General features: G+C 74.0%; 18 protein-coding genes. 2 read left to right on the forward strand and 16 right to left on the reverse strand.

The genetic code is table 11. The features are described 5' to 3' along the window. Nucleotides 1-51: 51 nt before the first annotated feature. The 10 genes from ACIG5E_RS11090 to ACIG5E_RS11135 all read right to left on the reverse strand — a co-directional run bounded on the left by ACIG5E_RS11090 (nt 52) and on the right by ACIG5E_RS11135 (nt 15716). A complete protein-coding gene (locus ACIG5E_RS11090) occupies nt 52-921 on the reverse strand; it encodes a 3-hydroxyacyl-CoA dehydrogenase family protein (protein ID WP_396533022.1) in 870 nt (289 codons plus the stop codon). Then, nucleotides 914-6514, reverse strand: a complete 5601-nt coding sequence (locus ACIG5E_RS11095) for an SDR family NAD(P)-dependent oxidoreductase (RefSeq protein WP_396533023.1) — start codon at nt 6512-6514, stop codon at nt 914-916. The genes ACIG5E_RS11090 and ACIG5E_RS11095 overlap by 8 nt, the downstream gene beginning before the upstream one ends. Continuing rightward, entirely contained in the window at nt 6514-8436 is a 1923-nt protein-coding gene (locus ACIG5E_RS11100; RefSeq protein ID WP_396533025.1) for an AMP-binding protein, read from the reverse strand. The genes ACIG5E_RS11095 and ACIG5E_RS11100 overlap by 1 nt, the downstream gene beginning before the upstream one ends. Nucleotides 8437-8519: 83 nt before the next feature. Beyond that, on the reverse strand, nt 8520-9206 hold the full coding sequence (locus tag ACIG5E_RS11105; RefSeq protein ID WP_396533026.1) for a 4'-phosphopantetheinyl transferase family protein: 687 nt from the start codon (nt 9204-9206) through the stop codon (nt 8520-8522). Next, on the reverse strand, nt 9203-9964 hold the full coding sequence (locus ACIG5E_RS11110) for a 4-hydroxy-tetrahydrodipicolinate reductase (protein ID WP_396533028.1): 762 nt from the start codon (nt 9962-9964) through the stop codon (nt 9203-9205). Before ACIG5E_RS11110 ends, ACIG5E_RS11105 begins: the two co-directional genes overlap by 4 nt. Beyond that, complete coding sequence (locus ACIG5E_RS11115) at nt 9961-10974, reverse strand: hypothetical protein (protein ID WP_396533029.1); 1014 nt, start codon at nt 10972-10974, stop codon at nt 9961-9963. The genes ACIG5E_RS11110 and ACIG5E_RS11115 overlap by 4 nt, the downstream gene beginning before the upstream one ends. Continuing rightward, nucleotides 10971-11261, reverse strand: coding sequence for a hypothetical protein (locus tag ACIG5E_RS11120; RefSeq protein WP_396533030.1), 291 nt, complete (start codon nt 11259-11261; stop codon nt 10971-10973). The genes ACIG5E_RS11115 and ACIG5E_RS11120 overlap by 4 nt, the downstream gene beginning before the upstream one ends. 150 nt (nt 11262-11411) lie before the next feature. Continuing rightward, nucleotides 11412-12899: a class I adenylate-forming enzyme family protein gene (locus ACIG5E_RS11125; protein WP_396533031.1), complete on the reverse strand. Its 1488-nt coding sequence runs from the start codon at nt 12897-12899 to the stop codon at nt 11412-11414. Next, entirely contained in the window at nt 12892-14073 is a 1182-nt protein-coding gene (locus tag ACIG5E_RS11130; RefSeq protein ID WP_396533032.1) for an acyl-CoA dehydrogenase family protein, read from the reverse strand. Before ACIG5E_RS11130 ends, ACIG5E_RS11125 begins: the two co-directional genes overlap by 8 nt. Before the next feature lie 77 nt (nt 14074-14150). Continuing rightward, entirely contained in the window at nt 14151-15716 is a 1566-nt protein-coding gene (locus tag ACIG5E_RS11135) for a nitroreductase family protein (RefSeq protein ID WP_396533034.1), read from the reverse strand. Nucleotides 15717-16259: 543 nt separating this feature from the next. Between ACIG5E_RS11135 and ACIG5E_RS11140 the strand changes: the two genes are divergently transcribed. After that, on the forward strand, nt 16260-17066 hold the full coding sequence (locus tag ACIG5E_RS11140) for an erythropoiesis-stimulating protein (RefSeq protein ID WP_396533036.1): 807 nt from the start codon (nt 16260-16262) through the stop codon (nt 17064-17066). A gap of 6 nt (nt 17067-17072) precedes the next feature. Here ACIG5E_RS11140 and ACIG5E_RS11145 read toward each other — a convergent pair whose 3' ends face one another. The 3 genes from ACIG5E_RS11145 to ACIG5E_RS11155 all read right to left on the reverse strand — a co-directional run bounded on the left by ACIG5E_RS11145 (nt 17073) and on the right by ACIG5E_RS11155 (nt 22293). Continuing rightward, on the reverse strand, nt 17073-17663 hold the full coding sequence (locus ACIG5E_RS11145; RefSeq protein ID WP_396533037.1) for a YbaK/EbsC family protein: 591 nt from the start codon (nt 17661-17663) through the stop codon (nt 17073-17075). A 294-nt stretch (nt 17664-17957) separates the two neighbouring features. Next, nucleotides 17958-20507 (reverse strand): collagenase, encoded by a 2550-nt coding sequence (locus tag ACIG5E_RS11150; protein WP_396533038.1) that lies wholly within the window; start codon nt 20505-20507, stop codon nt 17958-17960. Between the two features lie 241 nt (nt 20508-20748). After that, entirely contained in the window at nt 20749-22293 is a 1545-nt protein-coding gene (locus ACIG5E_RS11155; protein ID WP_396533039.1) for an IucA/IucC family protein, read from the reverse strand. A gap of 48 nt (nt 22294-22341) precedes the next feature. Here ACIG5E_RS11155 and ACIG5E_RS11160 point away from each other — a divergent pair, with 48 nt between their 5' ends. After that, complete coding sequence (locus ACIG5E_RS11160; protein ID WP_396533040.1) at nt 22342-23841, forward strand: IucA/IucC family protein; 1500 nt, start codon at nt 22342-22344, stop codon at nt 23839-23841. 119 nt (nt 23842-23960) lie between these two features. Here ACIG5E_RS11160 and ACIG5E_RS11165 read toward each other — a convergent pair whose 3' ends face one another. From ACIG5E_RS11165 to ACIG5E_RS11175, 3 genes are read right to left on the reverse strand one after another with little or no spacing between them, the layout of a single operon-like run. Then, the gene (locus tag ACIG5E_RS11165) at nt 23961-24161 is read right to left on the reverse strand and encodes a hypothetical protein (RefSeq protein WP_396533041.1); all 201 of its coding nucleotides are present in this window, start codon (nt 24159-24161) and stop codon (nt 23961-23963) included. Between the two features lie 8 nt (nt 24162-24169). Continuing rightward, nucleotides 24170-24919 (reverse strand): SRPBCC domain-containing protein, encoded by a 750-nt coding sequence (locus tag ACIG5E_RS11170; protein WP_396533043.1) that lies wholly within the window; start codon nt 24917-24919, stop codon nt 24170-24172. Between the two features lie 30 nt (nt 24920-24949). After that, complete coding sequence (locus ACIG5E_RS11175) at nt 24950-26074, reverse strand: cytochrome P450 (protein ID WP_396533044.1); 1125 nt, start codon at nt 26072-26074, stop codon at nt 24950-24952. Nucleotides 26075-26245: the final 171 nt, after the last annotated feature.

Consider the following 26245-nt stretch of genomic DNA (forward strand, 5'->3'; position numbering starts at 1 on the left):
CGTTCGGGTGCCGGGTGCGGCTGGGGCGGGGGCGGGGGCTGGGACGTACGGTCAGGCCAGGGTGGTGGCGTAGCTGTAGAAGCCCTGGCCGCTCTTGCGGCCGAGCAGTCCGGCGTCGACCATCCGGACCAGCAGCGGGCACGGCCGGTACTTGCTGTCGCTGAACGCTTTGTAGAGGCCTTCGACGGACTGCAGGATGGTGTCCAGGCCGATCAGGTCGGCGGTCTCCAGCGGGCCCATGGTGTGGCCGAAGCAGGTCTTGAAGATCCGGTCGACCTCCTCGGCGCCGGCCACGCCCTCGTGGACCAGGTAGACGGCCTCGTTCACGGTGAGCATCAGGACCCGGTTGGTGACGAACCCCGGCGAGTCCTCCACCAGGATTCCCTCCTTGCCGAGTTGGGCCAGCAGGGCGCGGGCGGTGTCCACGGTCGCGGCGGAGGTGTGGTGGCCGCGGATCATCTCCACGGTCGGCTTGAGCGGGACGGGGTTCATGAAGTGCATGCCGAGCACCCGGTCGGGGCGGGAGGTGGCCGCGCCGATCCGGGTGATCGGGATGACCGAGGTGTTGGCGGCGAACACGGTGCGCTCCGGGCAGACCGCGTCCAGGCGCTCGTACACGCCCTTCTTCAGGTCCCAGTCCTCGGTGATGTTCTCGATCACGAAGTCGGCCTCGTCGAAGCCCTCGTAGTCGGTGGTGCAGGTGATCCGCCCGAGGACGGTCTGCCGGTCCTCCTTCGGGCCCTTGGCGCCCAGCACCCGCCCGAAGCGCAGGCCCTGGCCGATGGTGTGCTCGGCGGCGGCCAGGATCTCCTTCGTCCGGTCGACGAGCAGGACCTGATGGCCGGTCTGGGCGAGTGCCTGGGCCAGGCCGGTGCCCATGACGCCGGCGCCGACCACACCGACCGTGTGGATGTCAGACATCTGCTGTGCTCCGCTTCTGTGTGCCGTCGGCCGGGGTCGTCTCCCCCGGGGTTGCGGTCGTCGGTTCGGTGTCGAGGCGTCGTCGGAGCGCGGCGGCCTGGTCCGCCACGGTCAGCGTCTCGAAGAGGGCGTTCAGCGGCAGGTCGACGCCGAACCGGCGCCGGATCCGGGCCGCGAGCTGGAGGCCGAGCAGCGAGTGGCCGCCGAGTTCGAAGAACTCGTCGTGCACGCCGACCCGTTCCAGGCCGAGCAGTTCGGCCCACAGCCGGGCCAGCGCGGTCTCGGTGTCGTCCCGGGGCTCGGTGTACGCGGTGAGGATGCCGGGGCGCGGGTGGACGGCGGTGTCGTCCGCCGGGCCGTCCGCCGGGGCGCCCACCCGGTGGGCGCGGATGTCGGCGAACACGGCGTCGAGGTCCTTGGCGACCACGGCGACCTGCGGGCCGAGTCCGGCGGCGAGCAGCCTCAGCAGCGCTTCGACGCCTTCGGCGGGCCGGATGCCCTGGTCCAGGTGGTCGCGAAGCGGTCCGGCCTCGCCCGGCCGTCCGGGGGTGGCGGCGGGCGGGTAGCGGTACGCGGCGATCTCGCGGGACGTGCCGTCGCGCAGCGCTTCGAGCCGGGTCTCCAGGTCGGAGACGCGCTTGAGGACGAAGTCCTCGACCCGGACGGTCTCCAGGCCGGTCTCGTCCAGCAGCGTGAAGTCCGCGGTGAAGGTCTCCTTGCCGCGGCGGTCCGCCTCGTGGAAGCGGTGGTGGCTGTAGATCCGGCGCGGCAGCGGGGCGAGCAGGGTGAGCCGGCCGTAGCTGAGCGGGATCCGGAACTCCTCGGCGAGGTTCATGCCGTGGAAGCCGGCGCCGAGGTCGAGCAGGGACGGGTGGAGGGCGATCCGCTCCAGGTCGCCGCTGAACTCGGCGGGCAGTTCGAGTTCGGCCAGCGCCTCCTTCTCGCCGAGGTGCACCCGGCGCAGGCAGCGGGAGCGCGGGCCGAAGCCCATCGGGCCGGTGTGGGTGACGGCGCCGAGGTCGCGCATGCCGGCGCGGGCGATCAGCTCGGCGATGTCGTGGCGGCGGCGCGGGGCGGCGTCCTCCTCGACAGGGCCGACGGAGCCGGTCACGTGGACCTGCCAGCCGTCCTCGTCGGCCTGACCGTCGGCGGGGGCGCCGGTCTCGCGGCTGACCACGGCGAAGCGCGGCGGGGTGTGCCGCTTGTCCAGGACGACCCGCAGTTCGCGGTGCTGGTCCTCGCCGATGACCACCGGGGAGAGGAAGGTGACCTCGTCGAGCACGGCCCGGGCGTCGCCGCTCTGGTGCTCGTGGACGGCGCGGGCGAGTTCCAGGTGCCCGGTGCCGGGGACGACGGCGTTGCCCGCCATCCGGTGCTCGTCGATCAGCCAGGAGGTGGCGACGCTGAGCGCGACGGAGTAGACGGCGACGGCTTCGTCGTCGCGCAGGCAGGCGTCGAGCAGCGGGTGGTCGACGGGGCCGGTGCGGCCGTCGGCGGGCCGGTCGGCGCCCGCCCCGATGGTGCGGAAGGCCATGCCGACCTCCTGCCAGCCGTCCCAGTTCACCGACACGGTGAGCGGGCCGCCGGTGGCCTCGTTGTGCTGGGCCAGGGCGTCCAGGAAGGCGTTGGCGGCGACGTAGTCGATCTGCCCGACGCCGCCGGTCAGGGCGAGGCTGGAGGAGCAGTGGACGGTGAAGTCGGGGTCGAGCCGGCGGGCGAGCGCGTCGACCACCAGGCCGCCGCGGACCTTCGGGTCGAGCACCCGGTCGGCGGCTTCGGCGGTCTTGAGCTGGGCGAGCCCGGCGGCCGGGACGCCGGCGGCGTGCACGATCCCGTGTACGGCGCCGAACCGTTGCACGGCCTCGTCGGCGATCCGGTGCATGGCCGCGGAGTCGGTGACGTCGGCGGCCGCGGCCATCACCTGCGCGCCGAGCCGTTCGAGTTCCAGGACGGCCCGGATCCGCTCCCCCGCCGCCCCGCCCTGCTGGTCGTCGGCGAGCAGGGTGTCCCAGCTCTCGCGGGGCGGCAGCGGGGTGCGGCCGACCAGGACGAGCCGGGCCCCGACGGCGGCGAAGTGGCGGGCGAGGGAGAGACCGACGCCGCCGAAGCCGCCGGTGATCAGGTAGACGCCGTTCTCGCGCAGCGGGGTGCGGCCGTCCGCGGCGGCCTCCACCCGGACCGGCCGGTGGGTGCGCTCCCAGCGGCGGCGGCCACGCAGGGCGGTGAGCGGCCGGGTCGGCTCGTCGAGGAGTTCGGCGTACAGCAGTTCGGTGTCCTCCGGCGTCCAGCTGCGGCCGGGCGGCAGGGAGAGGTCGACGGCCCGGCAGACGGTGTCGGGCTGTTCCAGTGGCAGGACCAGGGCCGGGCCGGTGACGGTGGCCTTCTCCGGGGCGACGGGCTCGGTGCCGAGGACCGCGAAGGCGTCACTGGAGACCACGGCGAGGTCCAGCGGGGCGCCGGGGGCGGTGGCGGTGAGGGCCTGGTCCAGCCGGAGCACGCTATGGAAGCCGCGTTCCAGCGTCTCGTCGGCGGGGCGGCGCGGGCCGACGCTCCACAGGTGGACGATCCGGTCGGGCGGGCCGCCGTCGGCGGTGAGCCGTTCGACCAGGCGCCGGTGGTCGGCGGCGCTTCCGGGGGCCATCTCGTAGCCGCCGTCGGGGAGTTCGCGCCAGCCCAGGCCCGCCCGGACGGTGGTGACGCGGTGGCCGTCGCCGCGCAGCCGGGCGGCCAGCGCCTCGCCGACGCCCTCCTCGTCGCTGAACAGCAGCCAGCTCCGGGCCGCCGGGGCGGTGGTCGCCGGGCGGGGCGGCAGCGACTCCCAGACGGGGGTGTGGAACCAGTCCGCCAGGTCCGCCCGCCGGGTGAGCGAGGGCGCGGCCCGGCGGGGCGCCGGGTCGATCCAGTGCCGGGTCTCCTCGAACGGGTACGGCGGCAGGGCGGCCCTGGCCGCGTCGTTGCCGCCGCTGACGGCGGACCAGTCCAGGTCCACGCCGGCGGCCCACAGCCCTCCGGCGGTGTTCAGCAGGAACCGCTCCTCGCCCTGCCGGTCGAAGCGGCCCGGCAGCGAGGCGACGGCCACGCCCGGCGCGGCGGAGGCGGGCCGGAGCTGCAGGGCCAGGCTGGTCAGGGACTGGCCGGGGCCGGTCTCCAGCAGGACCCGTCCGGGCTGCTGCCACAGCCGGCCGATGCCGTCGGCGAACCGCACCGGCCGGCGCAGGTGCCGCACCCAGTACGCCGGGTCGGTGACGAGGTCGGCGTCGGCCCAGTCGCCGGTGACGTTGGAGACGTACGGGACGGTCGGCGGGCGGAGGGTCACACCGGCGGCAAGCTCGGCGAACTGCTCGACGATCGGATCCATCATGTGCGAGTGGAAGGCGTGGGTGGTCTGCAACTGCCGGGCGGCGACGCCGTCCGCGGCGAGCCGGGCCTCCAGCGCGCCGACCGCCTCGGCGGTGCCGGCCACCACGCACAGCGCGGGCCCGTTGACGGCGGCCAGTGAGAGGCCGTCGTCCAGCAGGCCGAGGACGTGCTCCTCAGGCAGCGGCACGGCCAGCATCGCGCCGGCGGGCAGGCCGTCGATCAGCCGGGCGCGGTGCGCGACCAGTTTCAGGGCGTCGTCCAGCGAGAGGACGCCGGCCAGGTGCGCGGCGGTGTACTCGCCGATGCTGTAGCCGATCAGCGCGGTCGGCCGCACGCCCCAGGACTCCCAGAGCCGGGCCAGCGCGTACTCGACGGCGAAGGTCGCGGGCTGCGCGTACCGGGTGCGGTCGAGTTCGGTGCGCTCGTCGGCGGCCGGGCCGCGCAGCATCCGGCGCAGGTCGGGGCCGGCGGCTGCGGTCTCCGGCGCCCCGGCGGGATGGATCAGCTCGCGCAGGTCGATGCCGAGGTGGGGGCGGAAGCCTTCGGCGCAGCGGTCGAACGCGGCGCGGAACACCGGTTCGGTGGCGCGGAGTTCGCGTCCCATGCCGATGCGCTGCTCGCCGAGTCCGGGGAGTACGAGGGCGACCTGACGGGGGGTGCCGTCGTGGTGGCCGGTGCGGACGGCGTTCGGGGCGCGTTCGCGCAGGGCGCGGGCGGCGTCGGCGGTGGACTCGGCGATCAGGAAGCGGCGGTGGCCGTAGTGGCGGCGGCCGGTCTGCAGGGTGCGGGCGGTGCCGGCCAGGTCGGGGGCGTCCGCGCCGTCGAGGCGGTCGGCGAGGCGGTCGGTGGCGGCCTCCAGGGCGGCAGCGGTGCGGGCCGTGATCGGCAGCAGGACCCGGGCGCGGCCGGGTTCGCGGCGGGCGGGGGCGGGGGCCTCCTCCAGGACGACGTGGGCGTTGGTGCCGCCCATGCCGAAGGAGCTGACGCCGGCCCGGCGCGGTCCGGGGCCGGCGGGCCAGTCGGCGAGCCGGGTGTTGACCCGGAACGGGACGGCGTCGAAGTCGATGGCCGGGTTGGGGACGTCGAAGTGCAGGCTCGGCGGGATCTGCCGGTGCTGGAGCGCCAGCACGGTCTTGATCAGTCCGGCGACGCCCGCGGCGGCGTGGGTGTGGCCGATGTTGCCCTTGACGGCGCCGATCGCGCAGCTGCCGGGGGCGAGGCCCTGGAAGACCTGGGTCAGGGCCTCGATCTCGATCGGGTCGCCGAGCGGGGTGCCGCTGCCGTGCGTCTCGACGTAGCCGATGGTGGCGGGGTCGACGTCGGCGGTGTCGAGGGCGGCGCGGATCACCCGGGCCTGGCCGGCGACGCCGGGGGCGGTGAAGCCGATCCGCCGGGCGCCGTCGTTGCCGACGGCCGAGCCCTTGATCACGGCCCGGATCGGGTCGCCGTCGGCGAGCGCGTCCTCCAGCCGCTTGAGCACGACCATGCCGGCGCCGTTGGCGGCGACGGTGCCCTGCGCCGTGGCGTCGAAGGGCCGGCAGTGGCCGTCGGCGGAGAAGATCCCGCCGGGCTGGAACAGGTAGCCCTGGTGCTGGTGGGCGCGGACGGTCGCGCCGCCCGCGAGCGCGGTGTCGCAGGCCCCGCTGAGCAGCGCCTGACAGGCCAGGTGCACGGCGACCAGGGAGGTGGAGCAGGCGGACTGGACGGTGAGGGCGGGGCCGGACAGGTCGAGCTTGTACGCGATCCGGGTGGCCAGGAAGTCCTTCTCGTTGGCGATGTTCCGGGCGAACACCTCGCCGGGGTCGTCGCCGTCGATCCGGCCGTCGACGTGGTCGACGTAGCTGTTGTAGTAGCTGCCCGCGTACACCCCGACCGGGCCGGGCACCGCGTGCGGGTCGTAGCCGGAGTCCTCCAGGGCCTCCCAGGCGCACCGGAGCAGCACCCGGTGCTGGGGGTCCATCAGGTCGGCTTCCTTGGGGCTCATGCCGAAGAAGTCGGCGTCGAACCGGTCGGCGTCCGCCAGGACGCCTTGGGCGGCGACGTAGTCGGGGTCGGTGCGCAGGGCCTCGGGGACACCCTGGGCGGCGAGTTCCTCGGGGGTGAAGAAGGTGATCGACTCGGTGCCGGTGCGCAGGTTCTCCCAGTACCGCTCGGGGCCGTTCGCGCCGGGGAAGCGGCAGGCGAGGCCGATGACGGCGATCTCCAGGCCGGTCGTGTCGTCGCTGTGCTCCATCAGCTGTTCTCCTTCCGTGCGCCGGCCCGCCGTTGGTCGAGCTGGCGGCGCAGCCGGTCGCGGCCGCGGTCGAGCCGCTCCCGGGCGTCGGGGGCGGCGTCGGCGGGCCGGCCCGGCCCGGCGGGCTCCTCGGCCAGGTGCGCGGCGAGGGTTTCGACGGTGGGGCACATGGTCAGCGTCAGGAGCGGGACGTCGCGGCCGAGTTGCTCGCCGAGCCGGGCGGCGACGCGCTTGAGGAGCAGCGAGTTGCCGCCGAGGTCGAAGAAGTTGTCCTCGACGCCGAACTCCTCGGTGCCGAGCACCTCGGACCAGACGGCGGCGATCCGCCGTGCGAGCGGGTCGGCGGGGGCGGCCCGGTGGCCGGGCTCGGCGGCGGCAGCGGTGGCCAGGCGTTCGGCGAGCCGCAGGCGTTGCACCTTGCCGGTGGGGCTGCGCGGGACGTCGTCGACGACGAACACCCGGCTGGGGACCTTGAAGTCGGCGAGCCGTTCCCGGGCGTACTCGCGCAGGTCGCGTTCGACGACCAGGGCACCGGGCTGCGGGATGACGGCCACCGCGACGTCCTCGCCCAGGGTGGGGTGGGGCACGCCGAAGGCGACGGCGAGTTTGACGGTGGGGTGGCCGGCCAGGACGTCGTCGATCTCGACCGGGGCGACCTTGGAGCCGCCGCGGTTGATGATCTCCTTGCTGCGCCCGACCACGTACAGGTAGCCGTCCTCGTCGAGGCGTCCCTCGTCGCCGGTGCGCAGCCAACCACCGATGAAGGCACGGGCGTTGGCCTCGGGGTTGGCCTCGTAGCCGGCCATCACGTTGGCGCCGCGGATGGCGATCTCGCCGGACTCGCCGGCCGGCACCGGGCGCCCGGCCTTGTCCAGCACGGCGACGGGGCCGCCGACCGGCAGACCGACCGAGCGGGGCTTGCGCCGGCCGGGCGGCAGCGGGTTGCTGGTGACCAGCGAGCCGGCCTCGGTCATGCCGTACGCCTCGATGACGGGGGCGTGGAAGGCGTCCTCCAGGGCGGCGAGGGTCGGGCCGGGCAGCGGCGCGGAGGCGGAGCGGATGAACCGGAGCCGGCTGGCGGCGAGGACCTCGCGGTGGTCGTCGGCGACGGACAGCAGCGCCTGGTGCATGGCGGGCACGGCGGTGTACCAGGTCGGCCGGAACTGCTCCAGCCAGGCGTAGAAGCCGGTGTCGCTGAAGCCGGGGGTGCAGACGATGCCGGCGCCGCGGACCAGGGTGGCCAGCAGGGTGCTGGTCAGGCCGTGGGCGTGGAACAGCGGCATCGGGTTGAGGCAGAGGTCGTGCTCGTCGAGGGCGAAGGCGGCGCCGGTGTTGCGGGCGGCGACGTGCAGGTTGGCGTGGGTGAGCGGGACGAGCTTGGGCCGGTCGGTGGTGCCGGAGGTGTGCAGGATCAGCGCGGTGTCGTCCGGGCCGGCGGGGCCGCCGTCGGCGGCGGCGACCGGCGTGGCCGGGTCGTCGCAGTGCAGGTCGAACGCGCCCGCGGGGGTGCCGGGCCGGGAGCTGAGCTCGATGATCCGGATGCCGAGTTCGCGGGCCACCGCCACGGCGGGCGAGTCGTCGCCCGCCCCGATCAGCAGGGCGTCGGCCCGCATGTCGGCGAGGTAGAAGGCGAACTCCTGCTCCCGGTAGGCGGGGTTGAGCGGGGCGCTCTGGGCGTACGCGGCCGTGCCGAGGAACGCCGTGGCGAGGTCGGGGCCGTTGGGCAGCACCAGGGCGACCCGGTGGGGGCGGCCGATTCCGAAGGTGTTCAGCGCCTGCCCGATCTCCTCGATCCGGTGTGCGAGCGCCCGGTAGGTGAGCGGGGTCCGGTCGGGTGCGAGGAGGGCGGCGGCGTCCGGCCGGGCGGCGGCCCGGTCGGCGATCAGTCGGCTGAGGCCGGTGATCGGGGCGTCCTCGGTCACGGTCATCTCCCAGGTGGCTTCGTTGGTCGGGGTTCAGCGCGTCGGCAGGTCTCGGGGTTCAGCGCATCGGCAGGTCTCGGGGTTCAGCGCGTCGGCAGCTCGGCCACCGCCCAGGCGGTGGGCGGCCGGCCGGCGGTGGTCCGGGTGCCGGTGCGGACCCGGGCACGGCGGGGGCCGCGGTCCGCCGGGCCGGCTCCGGCGAGCTCGACGGTCAGGCGGCGGGGTGCGGCATCGGCGGCGGGGTGCAGGCGGTAGCGCCGGGGCGGGATCCGGAAGCCCAGGCCGGAGGCCTTCGCCAGGGCTTCCTTGACGCACCACAGGTGCAGCGGCTGGACCGGGCCGCAGGCCCGGCGCAGGGCGTCGAGCTCGGCCGGGGTGCCGAACCGGTGCAGGTTGCGCTCGGCGGTGGCCCATTCGGTCTCGGCGTCGACGCCCAGCCCGGTCGGTGCGGCGCCGCCGGCCGGTTCGCCCCGGCGCAGGGCCACCACCACCTGCTCGGCGGTGTGCGCGACGGAGAACTGCACGGCGGGCCGCAGGACTTGGCCGTTCCAGCTGACCTGCCGGACGGCCCCCGGCTCGGCCAACCCGATCCGCCGGTGCGCGTCGGGCAGGTCGGGCACCAGGCCGAGCCGGACCAGGCCGGTCCTCAGCGTGTGCCGGGCCGCGTACCACTGGTCCTGCCGGGCGGCGCCGGTGTGGCCGCCGTGCTGCCGCGCGGCCTGCGCCGCGCCGTGCCGGACCTCGTCCCACAGCAGCCGCACGCCGGTCACCGCCGTACGGGAACGGGTTCGCGCACCACGTCCGCCAGGCCGCGCACGCCCGGCCCGGCGGCGGCCGCGTACCGGATCGCGCGCAGTACGCCGGGCAGGAAGGCGCGGCGGTCGGCCATCCGGTGCAGGACCTCGACGTGCTCGCCGGTGCCCGCCGCGACCACCCGGTGTTCGCTGAGGGCGTCGCCGAGGCGGAAGGAGGTGATGTCGGGGGCGGGGGTGCCGGGGCCGCGGGCGCCCTGCCAGGCGGCGGCGAGGTGGCGGGCGGTGCTGCTGGGGCGGTCGCGCTTGCCGGCGAAGTGCAGGTCGCCGACGCCCGCGTTCCAGCTGTCGTCGGACTGGGCGGCGAGGTCCTCGACGAACCGGGTGACGGCCAGCAGGGCGAGGCTGTAGTTGGCGGCGACCACGACGGCGCGGCTCCGGCCGACCTCCGCCAGCAGGCGCTGGTGCCGGTCGCCGAGGCCGCTGGTGCCGATGACCAGCGCGCAGGGCACGGTGCGGGCCTGGTCGAGCAGGTCCGCGGTGGCCTCCTCGGCGGTGAAGTCGACGACCACCGGGTCCGGGTCGGGGAGGTCGGCGAGGCGGTGCACCACCGGCGCGGGCGGGTCGGCCTCGGCCGGGCCGGGCGCCGGCGGCCGGAGGCTGAGCCGGGCGGACAGCGCGAGGTCGGGGGCGTCGAGGACGGCCTGCCGGATGACGCCCGCCATCCGGCCGGTCAGGCCGCAGACGGCGACGGGGACGGGGACGGGGACGGTCATGTGCCGACCGCCTCCGGGACCAGGCCCATCCGGCGGGCGAGTTCGTTCTCGACGACGCGCCGGCCGCCGAAGTAGGCCTGAAGGACGGCGTCGGGCCAGTCGGCGGCGTCCGCCGGGGCGTGTTCGAGGCCCAGTTCGGTGGCCATGTCCTCGGCGGTCCGGGCGGTCCGCTGGATCAGGTCGACGCAGCTCAGCAAGGTGGCGAGGGCGGCCTGACCGCCGGGTTCCTCGGCCTTGAACGCCGCGCCGAACCGGGCGGCGGCCGAGGCCAGCGAGATCTCGATCTCCAGCTTGCTGAGTTCGTGGGCCAGGTACTGCGAGGTGGACAGCGCCTCGACGCCCTCGCCGGCCCGGGCCAGCGCCCGGCGCAGGTCGGCGACGACCCGGGCGGGCCAGGCGAGGGCGCGGCGGACGAACGCCCAGGCGTACGCGTCGAGAGCGGCCGTCAGCTCTCCGCCGGGCGCCCAGCCGACGGGGCGGGAGAGCGCTGCGGCCGAGGCTCCGTCGAGTTCGGCCCAGCCCCAGCCTGCGGCCCGGCCCGCCCCGTGCAGCCGGACGCCTGCCGCGTCGTGCGGGACCAGTGCCAGCCTGGTCCCGCCGTCCAGCCGGACCGGGACCACGGACACCTCGGCGTCCTGGGTGGCGTACCGGTAGCGGCCGTGCAGCAGCGTCCGGCCGCCGTCCCGGTCGGCCCGGACGGCGGGGGCGGTGAGGCTGAGCAGGGCGTTGGGGGTGAACAGGCCGAGCGAGGCCGTGACGTGGCCCGCACGGATGTCGTCGAGCAGCGGGGCGGTGGCGTCGAAGGCGTCGAGCAGTGGCAGGACGCCGTGGATCTGCTCGGTGAGCGCGGCGGCCACGGCGAAGGGCCGGGTCTCCCAGATCCGGTCCAGCGCCTCGTCCGCCGTCCGGTCGGCCTCGGCCGCGGTGTCGACAGTCGGCGGGAGGTCGAGTCCGCGGCGGGTCAGCAGCCCGTGCAGGGCGGTGAGGGCCTGGTCGGGGACGGCAGTCATGCGCGGCCTCCCTCGGCGAGCCGGGCACGGACGAACCGGACGATCGAGTCGACGGAGTACAGGTGCTCGGGATCGGCCTCGGGGTCGATCACGGCGTCGTAGCGCTGTTCCAGCACCTCCATCAGGTTGATGTAGCCGATGGAGTTGACGCCGGCCCGGTCGAGTTCGCCGTCCGCGGCGCGCAGGTCGGCGACGGTGACGACCCGTCCGGTGGCGGTCTCGACGAGCAGTTCGATCTCCTCGCGGAGGTCCGTGTCGGTGCGGGCCGCCTCGTTGGCAGTACTCATGCGCCCACCTCGCTTCGCTCGGCGAGCGCTTCGCACAACGCGCACCTTTCAATGATTCGCTCACTGCGTTCGCTCATACGCCCACCCCACTTCGCTCGGCGAGCGCTTCGCACAACGCGCACCTTTCAATGATTCGCTCACTTCGTTCGCTCATGGGTGCTTCTCCAGTTCCTGCGGGGTCCCGTCGGCGGCGCGGATGTCCTGGACCAGGCGGCGCAGTTCGGTCATCCGGGCCTTGCCGACGGTCGATCGGGGGATGGCGGGGAGGAAGGTGACCCGGCCGGGCACCTTGAACGGCGCGAGGCGGGCGCGGCAGGCGTCGACGACCTCGGCGCGGCCGATCCGTCCGGTGCCGGCCAGTGCGGCGTGCAGGACGGTCTCGCCGTTGGCGTCGGTGTCGGCGAACACGGCGGCGTCGGTGACGCCGTCGAGGGCGAGCAGGGTGCGTTCGATCTCGGCCGGGTCGATCTTCCGGCCGGCCAGGTTGATCGGTCCGCCGAGCCTGCCGGTGACGAACAGCCGTCCGTCGACCAGGTGGCCGAGGTCGCCGGTGCGGTAGTAGCCGTCGGGGTCGAGCCGTTCGGCGAGCGCGCCGGGGGCGTTCAGGTAGCCGGCCGCCATCGACTCGGTGCGGACCCGTACCTCGGTCTCGCCGGTGGGCAGTTCCACGGCCCTGACGGCCACACCGGGCAGCGCGGTGCCGAGTCCTTCGGAGCGGTCGGGTTCGCGTTCGTAGGTGCACGGGCCGGTCTCGGCGATGCCGTAGTAGTCGGCGATCCGCACGCCGTACCGGGACTCGAACCCGCGCCGGACCTCGGGGTCGAGGACTGCGGCCGCGGAGACGGCCCGGGTGACGGTGGCGAACGCGTCGACGTCCGCCCGGGGTGCGGCGGCGAGCAGCCGGTAGGCCAGCGGGAAGGCCACCAGCCGGGTCGCGGCGGCACGGGTGACGGCCCGGGAGATGCCGCCGGAGGTGGGCAGGCCCTGGTAGAGGTGGAGTTCGGCGCCGACCGTGAAGACCGGCAGCAGCGAGGTGTTGAACGCCAGCCCGTTGGTGAAGCCGGCCAGGCACAGCACCCGGTCGCCGGGGCCGAGGCCGGTGCCCGCGGCCCAGGTGTCCGCTGCGGCGATCACCGCGGCCGCGGTGAACTCCAGGCACTTGGGGGCGCCGGTGGTGCCGGAGGTGAACCGGCAGGTGGCGGTGGACGGTCGGGGCGCGGGCGCGTCGGCGGGAGCGGGCAGCACGGCCAGCTTCAGGGCGCTGTCCGGTACGGCCCGGGTCTCGCCGCCGAGCGGGAACGGCTCGGCGCCGTCGAACAGGAACGCCGGGACGCCGCAGCTGGTCCGGATGCCCTCCAGTTCGGCGGCCCCGAAGGTCGCGTCGATCAGGAACGGTAGCCGGCCGGCCACCAGCAGGGCGTAGTACGAGACCAGGTAGTCGATGCTGTTGGCGGCGTGCAGGCCGACATTGGCCAGGTCCGGCCCGAGCAACGCGTCCAGGGTGCGGGCGCGTTCCCGGACCAGTGCGGCGAACCGGGCGTAGGTCAGTTCCTCGCCGCCCGCGACGACGGCCCGCCGCTCGCCGTGCTCGGCGCAGGCGGCCAGGAACGCGGCGCCGAGCCGCTGTCCGTCAGCCACGGCGGGCTCCGTCCGCTCCGGCGGGCGCGAGTTCGAGCTCGGCCCGGCAGGCCATGCTGTGGTTGGCGATGGTCAGCATGGTGGTCTGGCTGCCGCCGGACATCCGGAATCCGCGCAGCTGGGCGTGGGCGCGCAGCGAGGGGCTGTCCCACATGTAGCCGGCGCCGCCCTCCAGGTCGGTGGCGAGGGCCGCCAGTTCGTTGGCCTTCTCCACGCAGAACCACTTGAGTTCGGCGATCTCGGGCACGGTGCTGCCGCCGGCGGTGACCCGCAGATAGGCGTCGGCGATGCCCGCCTCCATCAGCTCCTGGTGGGCGCGGGCCCGGGCCAGCGCATGCGCGTTGACCGGCCAGGCGCCGAGCGGGCGGCCGCCGAGGGTGCGCCGGCGCACGTGGCCGGTGATGTGCTCCAGCAGCGCGCGGTGGGTGAAGAAGGCGTCGGCGGCGATCAGCAGGCGCATCCGGGACATGACCCGGTTCCAGCGCATCAGCTGGCTGATGCCGCTGCGCGAGACCACCTGGCCCGCGGCGACCCGGACGCCGTCGAACTCCACCAGGGCGGAGTCGACGCTGCGGGTGCCGAGCTTGTCGTACACCTCGGTGACCCGCACGCCCGGGGTGGACTTCTCCACCGCGATGATCGCGGGTGCGCCGTCCAGGACGGCGCTGACGAAGCACAGGTCGGCGGTGGCGCCGTTGATGACGAACTTCTTCCGGCCGTGGAGGACGATCCGGTCGCCCTCGGTGGTCGCCGTGGTGGGCTCCTCCGGGGACGGGTCGGTGTCGCACTGGCAGGCCACCAGGTCGCCGGCGATCAGCCCGGGGAGGTAGCGGTCGCGCAGCGCCTGGTCCCGGGCGGACACCAGCCACTCGCAGGCGATCTCGTTCTGCACGTGCATCGCGAGGGCGATGCCGCCGTCGCGGGCACCGGCCAGCGCCTCCCCCAGGACCAGCGCGCCGAGCAGGCCCAGGCCCTGGCCGCCGAGTTCGCGCGGCAGCGACACGCCCATGAAGCCGTTCGCCGCCAAGTCCTGCCAGGTCTCCCGGCGCAGGTGCCCGTCGGGCGCGGTACGCCACTTGTCGAGCCACTGCGGGGTGAAGTGGTCCGCCGCCCGGGCCTGCAACTCGCGGTGACCGTCCGTCAGTTGCGCGGACAGGATGCTATTGCTCAGCATGGAAACCACACACTGCTCTCTCTGGTCGAGCCTCGGTTTCGAGGTCGGGTCGGCTGCGGGTCTCGTCCGTTCCGCTGTCAGCCGGTCGGCTGCCGCGGGTCCCGTCCGTGGCTGTAGGCGATCGGCGCCCGGTCCCACTTGACGGCGTTCTCGTCGGCGATGCCGACCGCGATGACGTAGATGACCTCCTCCTCGTCCGCCAGCAGCGCCAGTCCGGCGATCCGGCCGGCGTCGAACCCGCCGAGGCAGGTGATGCCGACATGCTGCGCGGCCGCCCCGAGGCACAGCCGCTGGGCGGCGCTCGCCGCGTGGAAGTGGAGTTCGGCCAGGCCCTGTTGGCCGCGCTCGCCGAGGAGTTGGCGCACCGGCGCGTGCAGCGCCACCAGCGCGGCGCAGCCGGCCGCGACGCCCTGGTTCATGCAGGCCGCGACCACCGCCTCCTCCGACCCGCCGTCGCCGCCGACCGGCAGCAGCCGGTGGCCGGCCGGGTCGTACTCGTACGCGCCCGGGGCGAGGCCGTCGACGTTGCGGACCAGCAGGCGCAGGCCGGCCAGCGGGCCGTCCGCGCAGTCGACGGCGATGCCGCCGCGGACGGCGGCCAGCGCCCGTCCGAGCGCGTCGGCCTCCAGCGGCTTCGCCAGGAAGCCCTTGGCGGACTGCCGGCCGAGCACGACGCGGCCGAAGTCGTCGAGGGCGGCGGTGCCGTCCCGGCCGGCCAGCGCCACCGGTGCGCCCGCGACGGCGCGGTCATCGGCCGGTCGGACCGACGCGGTGGTGCCGAACCGCAGTGGCAGGTCCCGGGGTTGGTGGTAGGTGCTGACGGGGCTGACCAGGTCCCAGGCCTCGCGTTCGGGGCCGTCGGGCTGTTCCAGGCCGCGTCCGCCGTCGTGCCACCAGATCGGTACGGCGAAGGGGTTGGCCGTCCGGCCGCCGGTCCCGGCCGGCCGGCCCTCGGCGGGGGCGGTCAGGGTGACCAGGGCCTGGGGTTCCCGGCACAGGTTCTCCAGGCCGAACAGGCGGGAGAGGGCGCGGCGGTCGAAGCGCAGCCGGACCTCGGGGTCGAACCCGGCGTCGGCGGCGGCCAGTGCGATGTTGGTGGCGGCGTGAGCGCTGTCCAGGTGGGTGTAGAGGTAGCCGCGCCGGCCGTACTTGCGCATCGCGTGCCAGGGCCGGGCCACCACGGCCACCACGGCGGCGGGCAGGTCGGCGCCGTTCGTGGCGCCCTTGGTCGCGCCGTTGTCCGCGCCGGCCGCCAGTGGGTCGGACGGTGGTACGGCGGTCAGGATGTCGGCCACCTCGTGGCGGCCGACGGCGGCCAGCCGGCGCAGGCTGCAGCCGGCCGCGTCGTAGTGGTAGAGCGTGTAGTCGTGGCCGTCCTGGAAGGCCACCAGTACCTCGAAGGGGTAGAGCGCCCCGGCGGACGGCGTGGTCCGGGCCCGCATCAGGGTCTTCCCCTTGGTGATCACCGCGCCCGAACGCTCGCCGTAGCCCAGTCCGAGGGCCTCGGCGATCCGCGTCCACTGGACGCTCATCCCCGGATCCGTGTGGTCGGCGGCCGGGGAGATCGTCTCCAGACTCGATCGCAGGCGCGTCTCGTTCCAGAACCCGGCCAGCAGCGGATTGGTCAACTCTTCGACGCCCATAGGTCCTCTCGCGTTCTCGGATCGGTGGTGCGGCGCCTCGCACAACGGGATCGGCCCCTACTCGGTGCTCCGGGCCGGGCACCCGACCGGCGCTGACCTGCCGGATCGCGGCACGGTGGAACAGCCGTGGAGCACCCCCTGCCCGTCGCCGAACGCCACGATCCGTCTCTCGTTCCGGGACGGAACCGATCACTCAGCGGCCTTTTGCAAACCAATCAGCCGACCGCCGAGGCTGTCCAGCGAACGCCGATGGCTCAGTCCGGCCATGGCCCCGACCGGCCATCGGCGCACGCGTCGAAACCGCCCCCGGGGTGTGACGCAGGCCATAGCGCGATCACGTCCGGCAACTGAGATGCGGGGTTGTTCGAGGTGCGGGCCATGACGCAGCATGGTTGCCGTTCGTGCACGCGGCACAACTGACCGTGCGCGCCCCGTGCGGGGGTCGCGCGCCGGCCGGGGGTCGCTGCGGGCGTGTCGAGAGACCTGGGGGCACTCATGCAGGTTCAGGCCGACCGGCGCGAGCCGTCGTTACCCGAGGCCCAGATGGGCAGGATCCTTGACTCGGCCCGCCAGGCCATCGACGAACTCGCCTGCAAGGTCAAGGAGTTGGACCGCGAGCTGGCCGAGGTCCACACCGCGGCGATCCCCGCCCACCTGGACCGCCTGGGCGGCCACGGGGTAGAGGTCTTCCGCGGCGAGGCGGACGTGCGTCAGCTCCTGGAGGACGCCGCCACGACGGTGCGGGGCCAGGTCCTCAGCATGTACCCCGGCGCCCCCCGGGCGGCGCCGCTCCTGGTCGCCGGCCGGCGCCGGGACGAGGAGGTGCTGGGCCGGGGCGTGTCCATCCGGACCATCCACAGCGAGTCCATGCTCCGGGTCCCGCGCGGCCGGGCCCACCTGAAGGCGCTGCGCAAGGCCGGCGCCCAGATCCGCATCTCCGCGACCCTCCCCTACCGGCTGATCGTGCTGGACGCCAACCTGGCCTTCGTCCCGCCGCCGAACAGCGGCGACGGCGCCGAACCCGCCCTGGTGGTGGTCCGCAATCCCGATCTGGTCAGCCTCTTCGTGCAGACCTTCGAGTTCTGCTGGCAGGAGGCCCGCCCGGCCGAGACCGCCCCGCCCTCCCGCCAGGGGCCCACCGCACGCCAGTACCAGGTCCTGCGGCTCATGCAGCTCGGGTACAAGGACGAGGCGATCGCCCGCGAGATCGGCGTCTCCTCCCGGACCATGCGGCGCATCGTCCGGGAGCTCTTCGAACAGCTCGACGCCACCGGCCGGTTCAGCGCGGGCATGGCCGCCCAGGCCCGCGGCTGGCTCAGCCCGCCGCGCTCCCGTGACGGCTGCTCCTGACGCCGCTCAGGCCTCCACCGCGGTGGGCTCCACGGCGACGGCCAGCCCCGGGACGACCTCGGCCCCCGGCAGCGCGGCCAGCGCCCACCCCGGAAGGATCAGCTTCCCGCGGCGGCGCCCGCTGCCGACCAGGACGTGCGGAGCGGCGGCCACCGCCTCGTCGACCAGCAGCGGCCACCCGTCCGGAAGCCCCACCGGCGTGATGCCCCCGTACTCCATGCCGGTCGCCTCGACCGCGGCGTCCATCGGGGCGAACGAGGCCTTGCGCGCCCCGAGGTGCTTGCGGACGGCCTGGTTCACGTCCAGCCGGGTCGTGGCCAGGACGACACACGCGGCCATCGTGACCTCCCCGCCCCGCTTGGCGGCGACCACCACGCAGTTCGCCGAGTACTCCAGCGGCGCGTCGTAGGTCTCGCAGAACACCGCGGTGTCCGCCTTCTCCGGATCCGTGTCCACGTACAGCACCGCCCCGGCCGCCTCCGGCGCGCCCCATCCCCCCAGGGCCTCGGCCACCGGCGGGACAAGCTCGTCCCGGACGTCGACGGCCGGGCGGACGGTCGGAAAGTTCCCGAAGGGAGGCGTCACTTGGTCGCTCATGCGAGCACCCTAGCGAAGCCCCGCCGCCCGCAGCCACCGGACCCGACCGGGACCACACGCCGCGTTCGGTGGCACCTCCCGCAGGGCGCTTCCCCGGACGGCAGTCGGCAGTATCCTCGTTCACCTCTCGAAGCCGCGAGGCGAGTGACAGGACGCCAATGCTGGTGTAAACATGGGAAGTTGGCGGCGATCGCCCCGAATCTGGACTACCGGCAGACCTGCTAGGGCGTCCGGTCCGCCCCGCGTGGGACGGCGGCCCGGAGCGGTGCTCCGGGCCGCCGTGCGGGGTCGGGATCAGTACTGGGTGGTGATGGTCACGCCGCTGAAGTCGTTCTGGGCGTAGAGGCTGATGTAGCGGTAGCCCGCCGTGGTGTTGGTGACGGTCAGGCTCTGGGTGGTGGTGCCGTTGGTGGTCGAGCCGTTGGTGTAGGCGTTCGGCGTGGCCCAGGTGTCGGGGTTGTAGAGCAGGTACGCGGTGCCCGTGCCGCCGGAGCTGTCGACCTTCAGGGTGGTGGTGCCGGCCGGCAGGTAGATGTAGTAGTAGTCCAGGTTGCCGGCGGTCGCGGACTGGCCGGTGCGGGAGCAGTTCTTGTCCAGCACGCGGGTGTCGGCGGCGGTGCAGCCGGCGAGGCTGCCGACCGTGACGGACTGGGTGATGCTGTTGGTCTTCCCGTTGCCGTCGGTCACCGTGAGGCTGACGGTGTAGCTGCCCGCCGTGGTGTAGCTGTGCGCAGGGCTCTGGGTGGTGGAGGTGGCGCCGTCACCGAAGTTCCAGGCCCAGGAGGCGATGCTGCCGCCGCCGGACTCGGTCGACTGGTCGGTGAACTGGACGTTCAGGCCGGACGGGACGGCACTGAAGGCGGCCGTCGGGGCGCCGCCCACCGTGCAGGCGCCGGCGGCGCAGGCGTCCAGCCAGGTGTTGAACTCGGCGTCGTACGCGGTGCCGATCGAGTTGTAGACCGCGTAGCCGCCGGTGTAGTCACCGGTCCGGAAGTGGCCCAGCATGTTCTGGATGACGTCCGGGTGCTTCTCGACCATGAAGCGGACCGCCAGGTAGCCCCACGGGTAGGTGCGGGTGGTGTCGCTGTTGTCGTAGGTGTTCTGGAACAGCGTGCTGAGCGCGTAGGTGTGCTTGGGCGCCTCGGCCACCGCGCCGGTGTCGGTGACGTTGCGGTAGGTGTAGGACACGTACTCGGCGACGCCCTCGATCCACCAGACGTCCGGCACGGAGATCTGCTGGGTGAAGTCGCCCTTCATGTCGAGGCGGCCGTCGAGGGCGTGGGTGTACTCGTGGTTGAGGTTCCAGACGCCCGCGGTGAAGCCGTCGTTGCCGTTCTGGTAGGTCAGCGAGATCGGCTGGTTGGCGGGGGCGGTCGGGTCGCCGATCAGCGTCATGCCGCCGTTGTTGGTGCTGATGCCGTAGATGCCGCCCGCGTAGGTCTGGTAGTCCTGCGGGGAGGCGAAGACCACCATCTGCAGCGAGTTCTCGTACTGGCCGGCGATCGGACCGTTGTCCTTGACCAGGTTGTGGAAGAACGGGTCCTGGTTCTGCAGGCTGGCGCAGACGGCGGCGAGGTCGGCGGCGGTCAGGCTCTGCGCCAGGATGGTGTGGGTGGAGTCGCAGGTGTGGCTGACCGGCAGGGCGGCCGCCTTGAGCTGCTCCGGCAGGTTGCAGACGCCGTAGTACGAGCAGTTCGACTGGTCGTAGCCGGCGGCCATGCCGGCGACGCCGACCCAGAGCGGCGCGGTGGGGCCGGTGATCGACGAGACGTCCATCAGGCCCTTGATCAGCGGCCGGACGGTGTTCACCAGCGCCGGGTGCTCGATGAAACGGGCCGCCTCCAGACCCGCGTTGGAGTCCAGGAAGGCGTTGGTGCCGCCGAGCATGCTCCGGTGGTTCAGCGCGAAGTTGTCGAGGGTGTTGATGAGGCTCGGGTCGGCGGTGACGGCCGCGACGTAGTCGGCGTTCTGGTGGCCGCGGAAGATCGGGGTGTACACGCTGTTCGCGAAGTTCACCATGTACCAGGACGAGTCCCACGAGCTGTTGTACGCGTTCAGCACCTGCTGGTAGGTGCCGAGGTAGTGGGCCTGCAGGTTGGCGCTGTCGCTGAGGATCATCGCCTGGCCCTCGACCTGGCCGTTGCCTTCGTTGACGTCCAGGAAGTGCGGGCCGGCCACCAGGGCGTCGAGCGCGGCCTGCACGGCGCTGGTCAGGCTCGCGTCGTACGTGCCGACGTCGCCCGGGTGGTAGTACTGCACGAAGTAGCCGGCCTGGAGGAAGTAGACCAGCTGGTAGACGCCGGTCGAGTTGTCGCCTGCGTACGAGGCGGCGGCGCTCCGCAGACCGTCGGCCACCGCGATCATCTGGCTCTGCTTGAACACCCCGTTGGCGTCGCCGCCGGTGATGCGGAACAACGAGCTGATGCAGTCGACGGTCGAGCCCTGGATGTAGCCGACCAGGTCGGAGCCGGTCCGGCCGCTGAAGTCGGCGGGGGTGCAGGAGGTGTCGGCCGCGCCGGCGGTGGCCCGGGCCGCCGCCGCGTGGGCCGGGGCCTTCGCGAGCTTGGGCGTCGGGGCCTGCGGCGCGGCGGACTGCGGGGAACGCGGCGGGAGTTGCGCGGGTGCGAGGCGGCCGGCCTGGGTCTCCGCGTTGGTGTCGAGGCCGAAGGCGGTGCCGGTGGGGGCTATGCCGCCGAGGTGCGCTGGGTGGGAAGCCGGACTCGCCTGCTGACCGGTCTGCACCGTGGGGGCGGCGAAGCTCGGGGCGGCTGCGAAGCCGGTGATGGCGGTACTTGCGGCGGCGAGCACGGCCAGTGCTCGGGGTAGCCGAAGTCGGTGACGCATCGTCACTCCTTGCTGTGGGGGTGGGGGGTGAGCCTCACGCACTTGTCGTGGAGGCGTCGCCTGGCACGGTGTCACGGGCGACCCGCGCAATCAATAGGGTGTGACATATCACTTTGAAATTGCAGTCGGCCCTTCGGGCGCGAAGCGCCGGCGGTCGCGCCTCCCCCGCACCGGGCGTCCGCCGGTGTCAGTGCCGCGGGTCGGCCTTGTCAAGTCGCCCGGCACGCGGCATTTCTGACCCTCAGGAGCGAGCGAGCAGCGGGTTGGGGACGGGGACGTAGCGGGGTTCGGTGCCGTCCGCGTCGATCCAGCGGGACAGCAGGTTGGCCTTGCACGGGACGGTCGCCGCACCGAGCAGCGTCTCGGCCGCCGGGAGGCCCAGCTCGCCGTCGCACCGCTGGACCGCCTGCCGCGCCAGGGGCCACAGGGCCTCGGCAGCGTCGGGAAAGCGCTGGGTGAGGGCGCCGGCGATCCCCGTCAGGTTGTTGACGACGAGGCAGTACGCCAGGCGCTGCCAGGCGGCCTCCCGGGCCGTCGCGGGGATCGCCCTGGCGCCTTCGGCGTCGCGGAAGACGGCTTGCACGGGCAGGCCGTCCGGGCCGACGGCGATCAGCGTGTTCTGGAGGTGGCACTCGACGGCGATGCCGTGGCGGGCGTAGGCCTCCAGCACGGGCGGGACCACGCGGTCCAGGTAGGCCGACCACCACGGCAGCGGGTCGCTGAGGCGATCGAGTGGATCGCCGTCGAAGCCCTCGGTCAGGGCCGCGGCCAGCAAGGCGGTGGCGCCCGGGAGCAGGTGGTCGTCCAGGCCGTCGCGGACGAGCACGGGAAAGGTCTCCTCCAGGCCGCGAACCGTGCGGTGACCGCGCTCGCTCAGCCATGCCGCAGGACCGTCCATGGCCCGGAAGGCCGCGGTGACCAGCGGGTCGGTGCGGCGCACGTGGCGCAGCTCGTGCCGGCGGATCCGCCGGACATCGTTGGTGATCTGCACCTCCAGGCTGAACTTCAGGAACAGGTCCCCGGACGCCCCGGGGCGCTCGGCGCCGCCGGGGACGTGGACCGTGCGCACCGAGGCGGTGGCCCGGGCCTCCCAGGGCGTGTGGCCCAGGTGGACGAGGCGCCCCTCGGTGAAGGCGGCGCGGACCGCCGGCAGGTGGCGGGTGAGGTCGAGCTGCCAGGGATGGACGGGCAGCAGCCGATAGCCCTCAGGTGCCCGGCCCAGGGTGTCGACGGCACGGGTGTCGCCGTCGTCGACCACCGCGTCCTCGCGCACGCCCAGCAGGACGAGCGGGAAGCGGGCGTGCGTCTCCGGCGCGTAGCGCAGCCAGGAACCGGTCGGGCCGCCGCCGCTGCGGGCCTTGGGGGCCGGGTGGTACGGGTGGCCCATGACCAGGGCCTGTTCGGAGCGCAGCCACAGGCTGTCGGGCGGGACGGCCCGGGAGCGGGCGGCGAGGAGGGCCTCGACGACCTCACGGCCGGCGGTCATCTCGGCGGCCAGGGCCGCGTTGGAGTGTCCGGTGACGGCACGCATCTCCTGGGCGGCGAGGTCGATCAGGCCGCTGTGACGCACGGGTTGCCAGGTCGTGCCGGTCCAGAGCTCGGGTGCGCCGGACCGGTGGCCGGTGCCCACGCGCAGCAGCCGTCCGGTGGCGCGCAGCCGATGGACGGCGCGACCGGCGGCCGGGTCCCCGGCCGGTTCCAGGGCCGGCAGGGAGGCCTCCCTCAGCAGACAGTTGAGCAGGGGCACCATGGCCAGTGCATCGGCTTCGCGGGCGAAAGTATTCATCGATGAGCAGTATGTGTGGCGGGCGTTCGCCCGCGGTAGAACATCGGGGTGTGCGACACACCCGCCGAGCGCGAGCTCGCCGAGGAACTGGCGGGCCTTCGCCCGGAGTTGACGTCCGGCTACCTCGCCGCCCTGCCGGGAGCCCGGGCGACGGTGCTGGCTCGGCTGTGGCGCGGGCTGGTCCACGAACCGCTGCCCTGGGCCGCCGCCCGCGCCCGCGGAAGCGACGGGATCTCGATCCGACTCACCGATGGGCGACGGCTGCACGGTCCGCCGTCGGATCCGTGGGCGACGGGAACGGCGGTCGCCGACGTGGAGCTGGACGGCGTCCCGTACCGCCATCCGGCCCTGCTGATGGCGGCGCTGCACGTACCGGGCGGAGCGCCGTTCGCCGCCGAACTCGACCACAGCGTCGCCTCCTTGGCGCTGTCCCGGACGGCCCGTCCCCCGGCCGGGCCGCCGACGGAGCCCTGGGAGTGGGAGCAGCAGTCACCGGACGGCCACCCGTACCATCCCACCTGCCGCTCCCGGCCCGGCTTCTCGGCCGCCGAGCAGCTGGCCTACGCGCCCGAACACCGGCCGGTGGTCGGCCTGCGGCTGGCGCCCGTGACGGGTGCGACGGTACGGGGACCGTGGCCCCCGCAGTGGCAGGACGGGGACACCGTGCTGCTCCCGGTGCATCCCTGGCAGGCCGAGCACGTCCTCGGCGGCCGGCACGTGCTGCCCGGCCCGCCGGCCCATCCGCTGCTGTCCCTGCGGACGCTCGCCCTCGACCACCGGCTCCACGTGAAGACCGCGTTGAGCACCCGACTCACCTCCCAGGTGCGGGACATCTCGGCCTATTCGGTGGACCACGCGCTGGCCACGTCCGAGCTGGCCGCGCGGGTCGCGGACCGTCTCGGCGGCCGGCTGCACATCACCCGGACGCTGGCGGCGGCCGGGGCGGGCACACCGGACCTGGCGGCGGTCCTGCGCGAATCACCGTACGTCCACGCCGGGACGGACGAACAGGTGATCCCCGTGGCCGAGCTGTCCGGGCACCTCGCCTCCCACAGCCCGCACGAACGACTGGCGCGCATCACCGACTTCGCGCGGCTGGCCCTCGGCGTCTGCCTGGACCTGCTCGACCTGGGGGTGGCTCTGGAAGCCCACGGGCAGAACCTCCTGGCGGTCGTCGACCGGGAGGGGCGGCCCCGGCGGCTGGTCTACCGGGACCTCGCCGACATCCGCATCAGCCCTGCCCGGCTGGTCCGACACGGCTTCCCGGCACCGCCGATGACCGGCCGGCTCCTCGACGACGACCCCGCCGTCCTCCGCCGCAAGGTCCTCGGCTGTCTGATCGCGGGCGCACTGGGCCCCCTCGCCGGGAGCACCGCGGAGCTGGGCGCCCTCCTCGATGCCACCACCCGGGACCTCCCCCCGACCCCGGATCTGCTGGCACTGCGGACGGAGGAACTGCCCGTCAAAGCACTGACGCTGATGCGGCTTTCAGCAGAGGGCGACCACTGGGCGCTCCTGCCCAACCCCGTCACCACCCGACAGGACTGATGCGCGGCCCGCCGTGCACGTCCGTCACCAGGCGCCGCGGAAAGGTGAGCTCCTCCCCCGTGGGTAGCAGCTCGCGGCCGGCCCGGGCGCGGCGGCGCCGGGCCGGCGTCCGGGGCGGGCTACCAGCGGCCGCGGGACGGCAGCGGGTTGAGCTTGGCGCTGAGCGCCGCGAGGAAGGTCGGAAGCTTGTCGACCACGGCTTTGGGGACGGGGGTGGTCTGGACGGTGTCCCGTCGCACGTCCTGGACGACGAGGGTGTAGGTGCCGTTCTCCTCGACGAGTTCGGCGGCGTAGAGCAGTGTTTCGGTGGAGGTTTCCATCGGGGGTCCTAGGCTTGGGTGTCGTTGAGCCAGGCGGTCCACGCCTTGGTGGCCTTCTCCTCGTCGGTGTCCTCGGCGAACAGGTGGTGGCCCAGCCAGATCGGCACGTTCCAGGTGCTGCCGTTGAAGAACCGGTAGAGGGCGTCGGGGCCGCGCAGGCCGACGAAGTCGGGGCTGAGCCAGTCCACGACCACCTCCTCGGGGCCGCCGTCCGAGCCGGGGGCGTGGAAGGGGAGCCGGTCGCCGACGGCCGCGTCGTCGGCGAGGCCGAGGCGCCGGCGCAGGGCGGCGAAGTCGGCCGGGTCCGCGGTGGGTTCGGGGCGCTGGGCCCTGACGTAGACGGCGGGGCGGCCGGCGAAGTGACGCAGGTACTCGGCGAGGGCGTGCTGGTAGAAGTCGACGTGCTTCTCGGCCGCGTCCGACTTGGCGTCCCACCTCCAGCTGTCGTCGATGACGCCCGTGTGCACCCAGTGGATTCCCATCCGCAGGTGGCTCGTTCCGCCGTCGGCCGGCTCGATGTGGTAGCTGAGCGTGTTGGAGAACCCGCCGTCCTGGGTCGCCCGGACGGCGAAGTGCTGTGGCGGCTCCCACGCCACGACGGTGGAGTCGCCCCGGGTGGCCTTTCCGCCGACGCGCGGCTCGACCTCCATCGGGTACAGCCAGCCGAGGTTGCCGGCGCCGGTGGCGACCGCCTGCCAGACCTGCTCGGGCGTGGCGGGCAGGTCCTGCTCCCGGCGGACCTCGAACTCTCGGGCCATGGTCGGTTCTCCTTCGTCGTCGTTCGGGTGTCAGTAGGTGATCGGGAGGGCGTTGAGCCGCCGCTGCAGCGGGTTGGGCCGCCAGTCGAGCGCCGCCTCATCGGCCAGCCGCAGGTTCGGGAGGCGGCGCACCAGCGTTCCGACGGCCACCTCGGCCTGGAGTTTGGCCAGCGGACCGCCGAGGCAGAAGTGCGGGCCGTGGCCGAAGCTCAGGTGCCGGTTGTCGGGCCGGGACAGGTCCAGCCGGTTGGGGGCCTCGAAGCGCTCGGGGTCGCGATTGGTCGAGGCCAGGACCAGGTACGCCAACTCCCCCTCCCGCAGCGTCCGCCCGCCGATCTCCAGGTCCTCCGCGACGACCCGGACGATCGCCTGGGTCACCGTGTCGTAGCGGGCCAGTTCCTCGACGGCGCCGCGGATCAGCCCCGGGTCCGCGCGCAGCCGGGCCAGCTGGTCAGGGTGGCGCAGCAGGGCCAGCACGCCGTTGCCGATCAGGTGGGTGGTGGTCTCGTCGCCGGCGGTGATCAGGACGAAGCAGGTGGACAGCAGTTCGGAGTCGGTGAGCCGGTCGTCCCGCTCCTGGGTGGCGACCAGGGCGCTGATCAGGTCGTCGCCCGGTTCACGCCGGCGCTGCCGGATGAGTCCGGCGAGGTACTCCTCGTACTGCCCGATCGCTTCTTCGGACTTGTCGATGTCCTCGCCCAGCCGGCCGAAGCGGCGGAACCAGGTCTCGACCTGCGGGCGGTCCTCCGGCGGGATGCCGAAGAGCTCGCTGACCACGGACAGCGGCATCGGGGCGGCGACCGCCTCGATCAGGTCCATGGCCGGCCCGGCCTGGACGGCCCGGTCGATGAGCCGGTCGACGATCCGCTGGACGCCGTCGCGCAGGGCTTCGACCCGCCGGGCGGTGAACGCCCGGTTGGCCAGCTTGCGCAGCCGGGCGTGGTCCGGCGGGTCGGTGTTGGTCATCACCCGGCCGAGCCGGTCGGTGAGCCGACTGAGGGCCTTCAGGTCGCCGCCGAGCGCGACGTAGGCGCGGGTCATCCGGTCCCGGTCGTTGGACAGCCGCAGGTCGCCCAGGGCGGCCTCGACGTCGGCGTACCGGGTGAGGTACCAGATGCCCTGGGCGCTGCGGTGGACCGGGTCCTCGCGCCGCATCCGGGCGTAGAACGGGTACGGGTCCCGGCAGGCCTCGGGGGTGAGCAGGTCTGCGGCGAGGTCGCCGCAGCGGCCGGGGGGGGCCGGGGGGGGGGCCCCGGCCCGAAAGGCGGGGGAGGGGCATGGTGACGCGCGACACCGGTTGGGGCCATGGCTCGGCGCGGGGCGTTG

It is taken from the genome of Kitasatospora sp. NPDC053057 (assembly GCF_044546945.1).
GTDB lineage: Bacteria > Actinomycetota > Actinomycetes > Streptomycetales > Streptomycetaceae > Kitasatospora.

What these genes read in the sequence shown, in the direction of transcription:
- ACIG5E_RS11110 (WP_396533028.1), bottom strand. Translation starts at nt 9,964, where the DNA reads ATGACCGTCCCCGTCCCCGTCCCCGTCGCCGTCTGCGGCCTGACCGGC.
- ACIG5E_RS11150 (WP_396533038.1), bottom strand. Translation starts at nt 20,507, where the DNA reads ATGCGTCACCGACTTCGGCTACCCCGAGCACTGGCCGTGCTCGCCGCC.
- ACIG5E_RS11175 (WP_396533044.1), bottom strand. Translation starts at nt 26,074, where the DNA reads ATGCGGCGCGAGGACCCGGTCCACCGCAGCGCCCAGGGCATCTGGTAC.
- ACIG5E_RS11145 (WP_396533037.1), bottom strand. Translation starts at nt 17,663, where the DNA reads ATGAGCGACCAAGTGACGCCTCCCTTCGGGAACTTTCCGACCGTCCGC.
- ACIG5E_RS11135 (WP_396533034.1), bottom strand. Translation starts at nt 15,716, where the DNA reads ATGGGCGTCGAAGAGTTGACCAATCCGCTGCTGGCCGGGTTCTGGAAC.
- ACIG5E_RS11165 (WP_396533041.1), bottom strand. Translation starts at nt 24,161, where the DNA reads ATGGAAACCTCCACCGAAACACTGCTCTACGCCGCCGAACTCGTCGAG.
- ACIG5E_RS11155 (WP_396533039.1), bottom strand. Translation starts at nt 22,293, where the DNA reads ATGAATACTTTCGCCCGCGAAGCCGATGCACTGGCCATGGTGCCCCTG.
- ACIG5E_RS11130 (WP_396533032.1), bottom strand. Translation starts at nt 14,073, where the DNA reads ATGCTGAGCAATAGCATCCTGTCCGCGCAACTGACGGACGGTCACCGC.
- ACIG5E_RS11090 (WP_396533022.1), bottom strand. Translation starts at nt 921, where the DNA reads ATGTCTGACATCCACACGGTCGGTGTGGTCGGCGCCGGCGTCATGGGC.
- ACIG5E_RS11140 (WP_396533036.1), top strand. Translation starts at nt 16,260, where the DNA reads ATGGGCAGGATCCTTGACTCGGCCCGCCAGGCCATCGACGAACTCGCC.
- ACIG5E_RS11115 (WP_396533029.1), bottom strand. Translation starts at nt 10,974, where the DNA reads ATGACTGCCGTCCCCGACCAGGCCCTCACCGCCCTGCACGGGCTGCTG.
- ACIG5E_RS11095 (WP_396533023.1), bottom strand. Translation starts at nt 6,514, where the DNA reads ATGGAGCACAGCGACGACACGACCGGCCTGGAGATCGCCGTCATCGGC.
- ACIG5E_RS11170 (WP_396533043.1), bottom strand. Translation starts at nt 24,919, where the DNA reads ATGGCCCGAGAGTTCGAGGTCCGCCGGGAGCAGGACCTGCCCGCCACG.
- ACIG5E_RS11120 (WP_396533030.1), bottom strand. Translation starts at nt 11,261, where the DNA reads ATGAGTACTGCCAACGAGGCGGCCCGCACCGACACGGACCTCCGCGAG.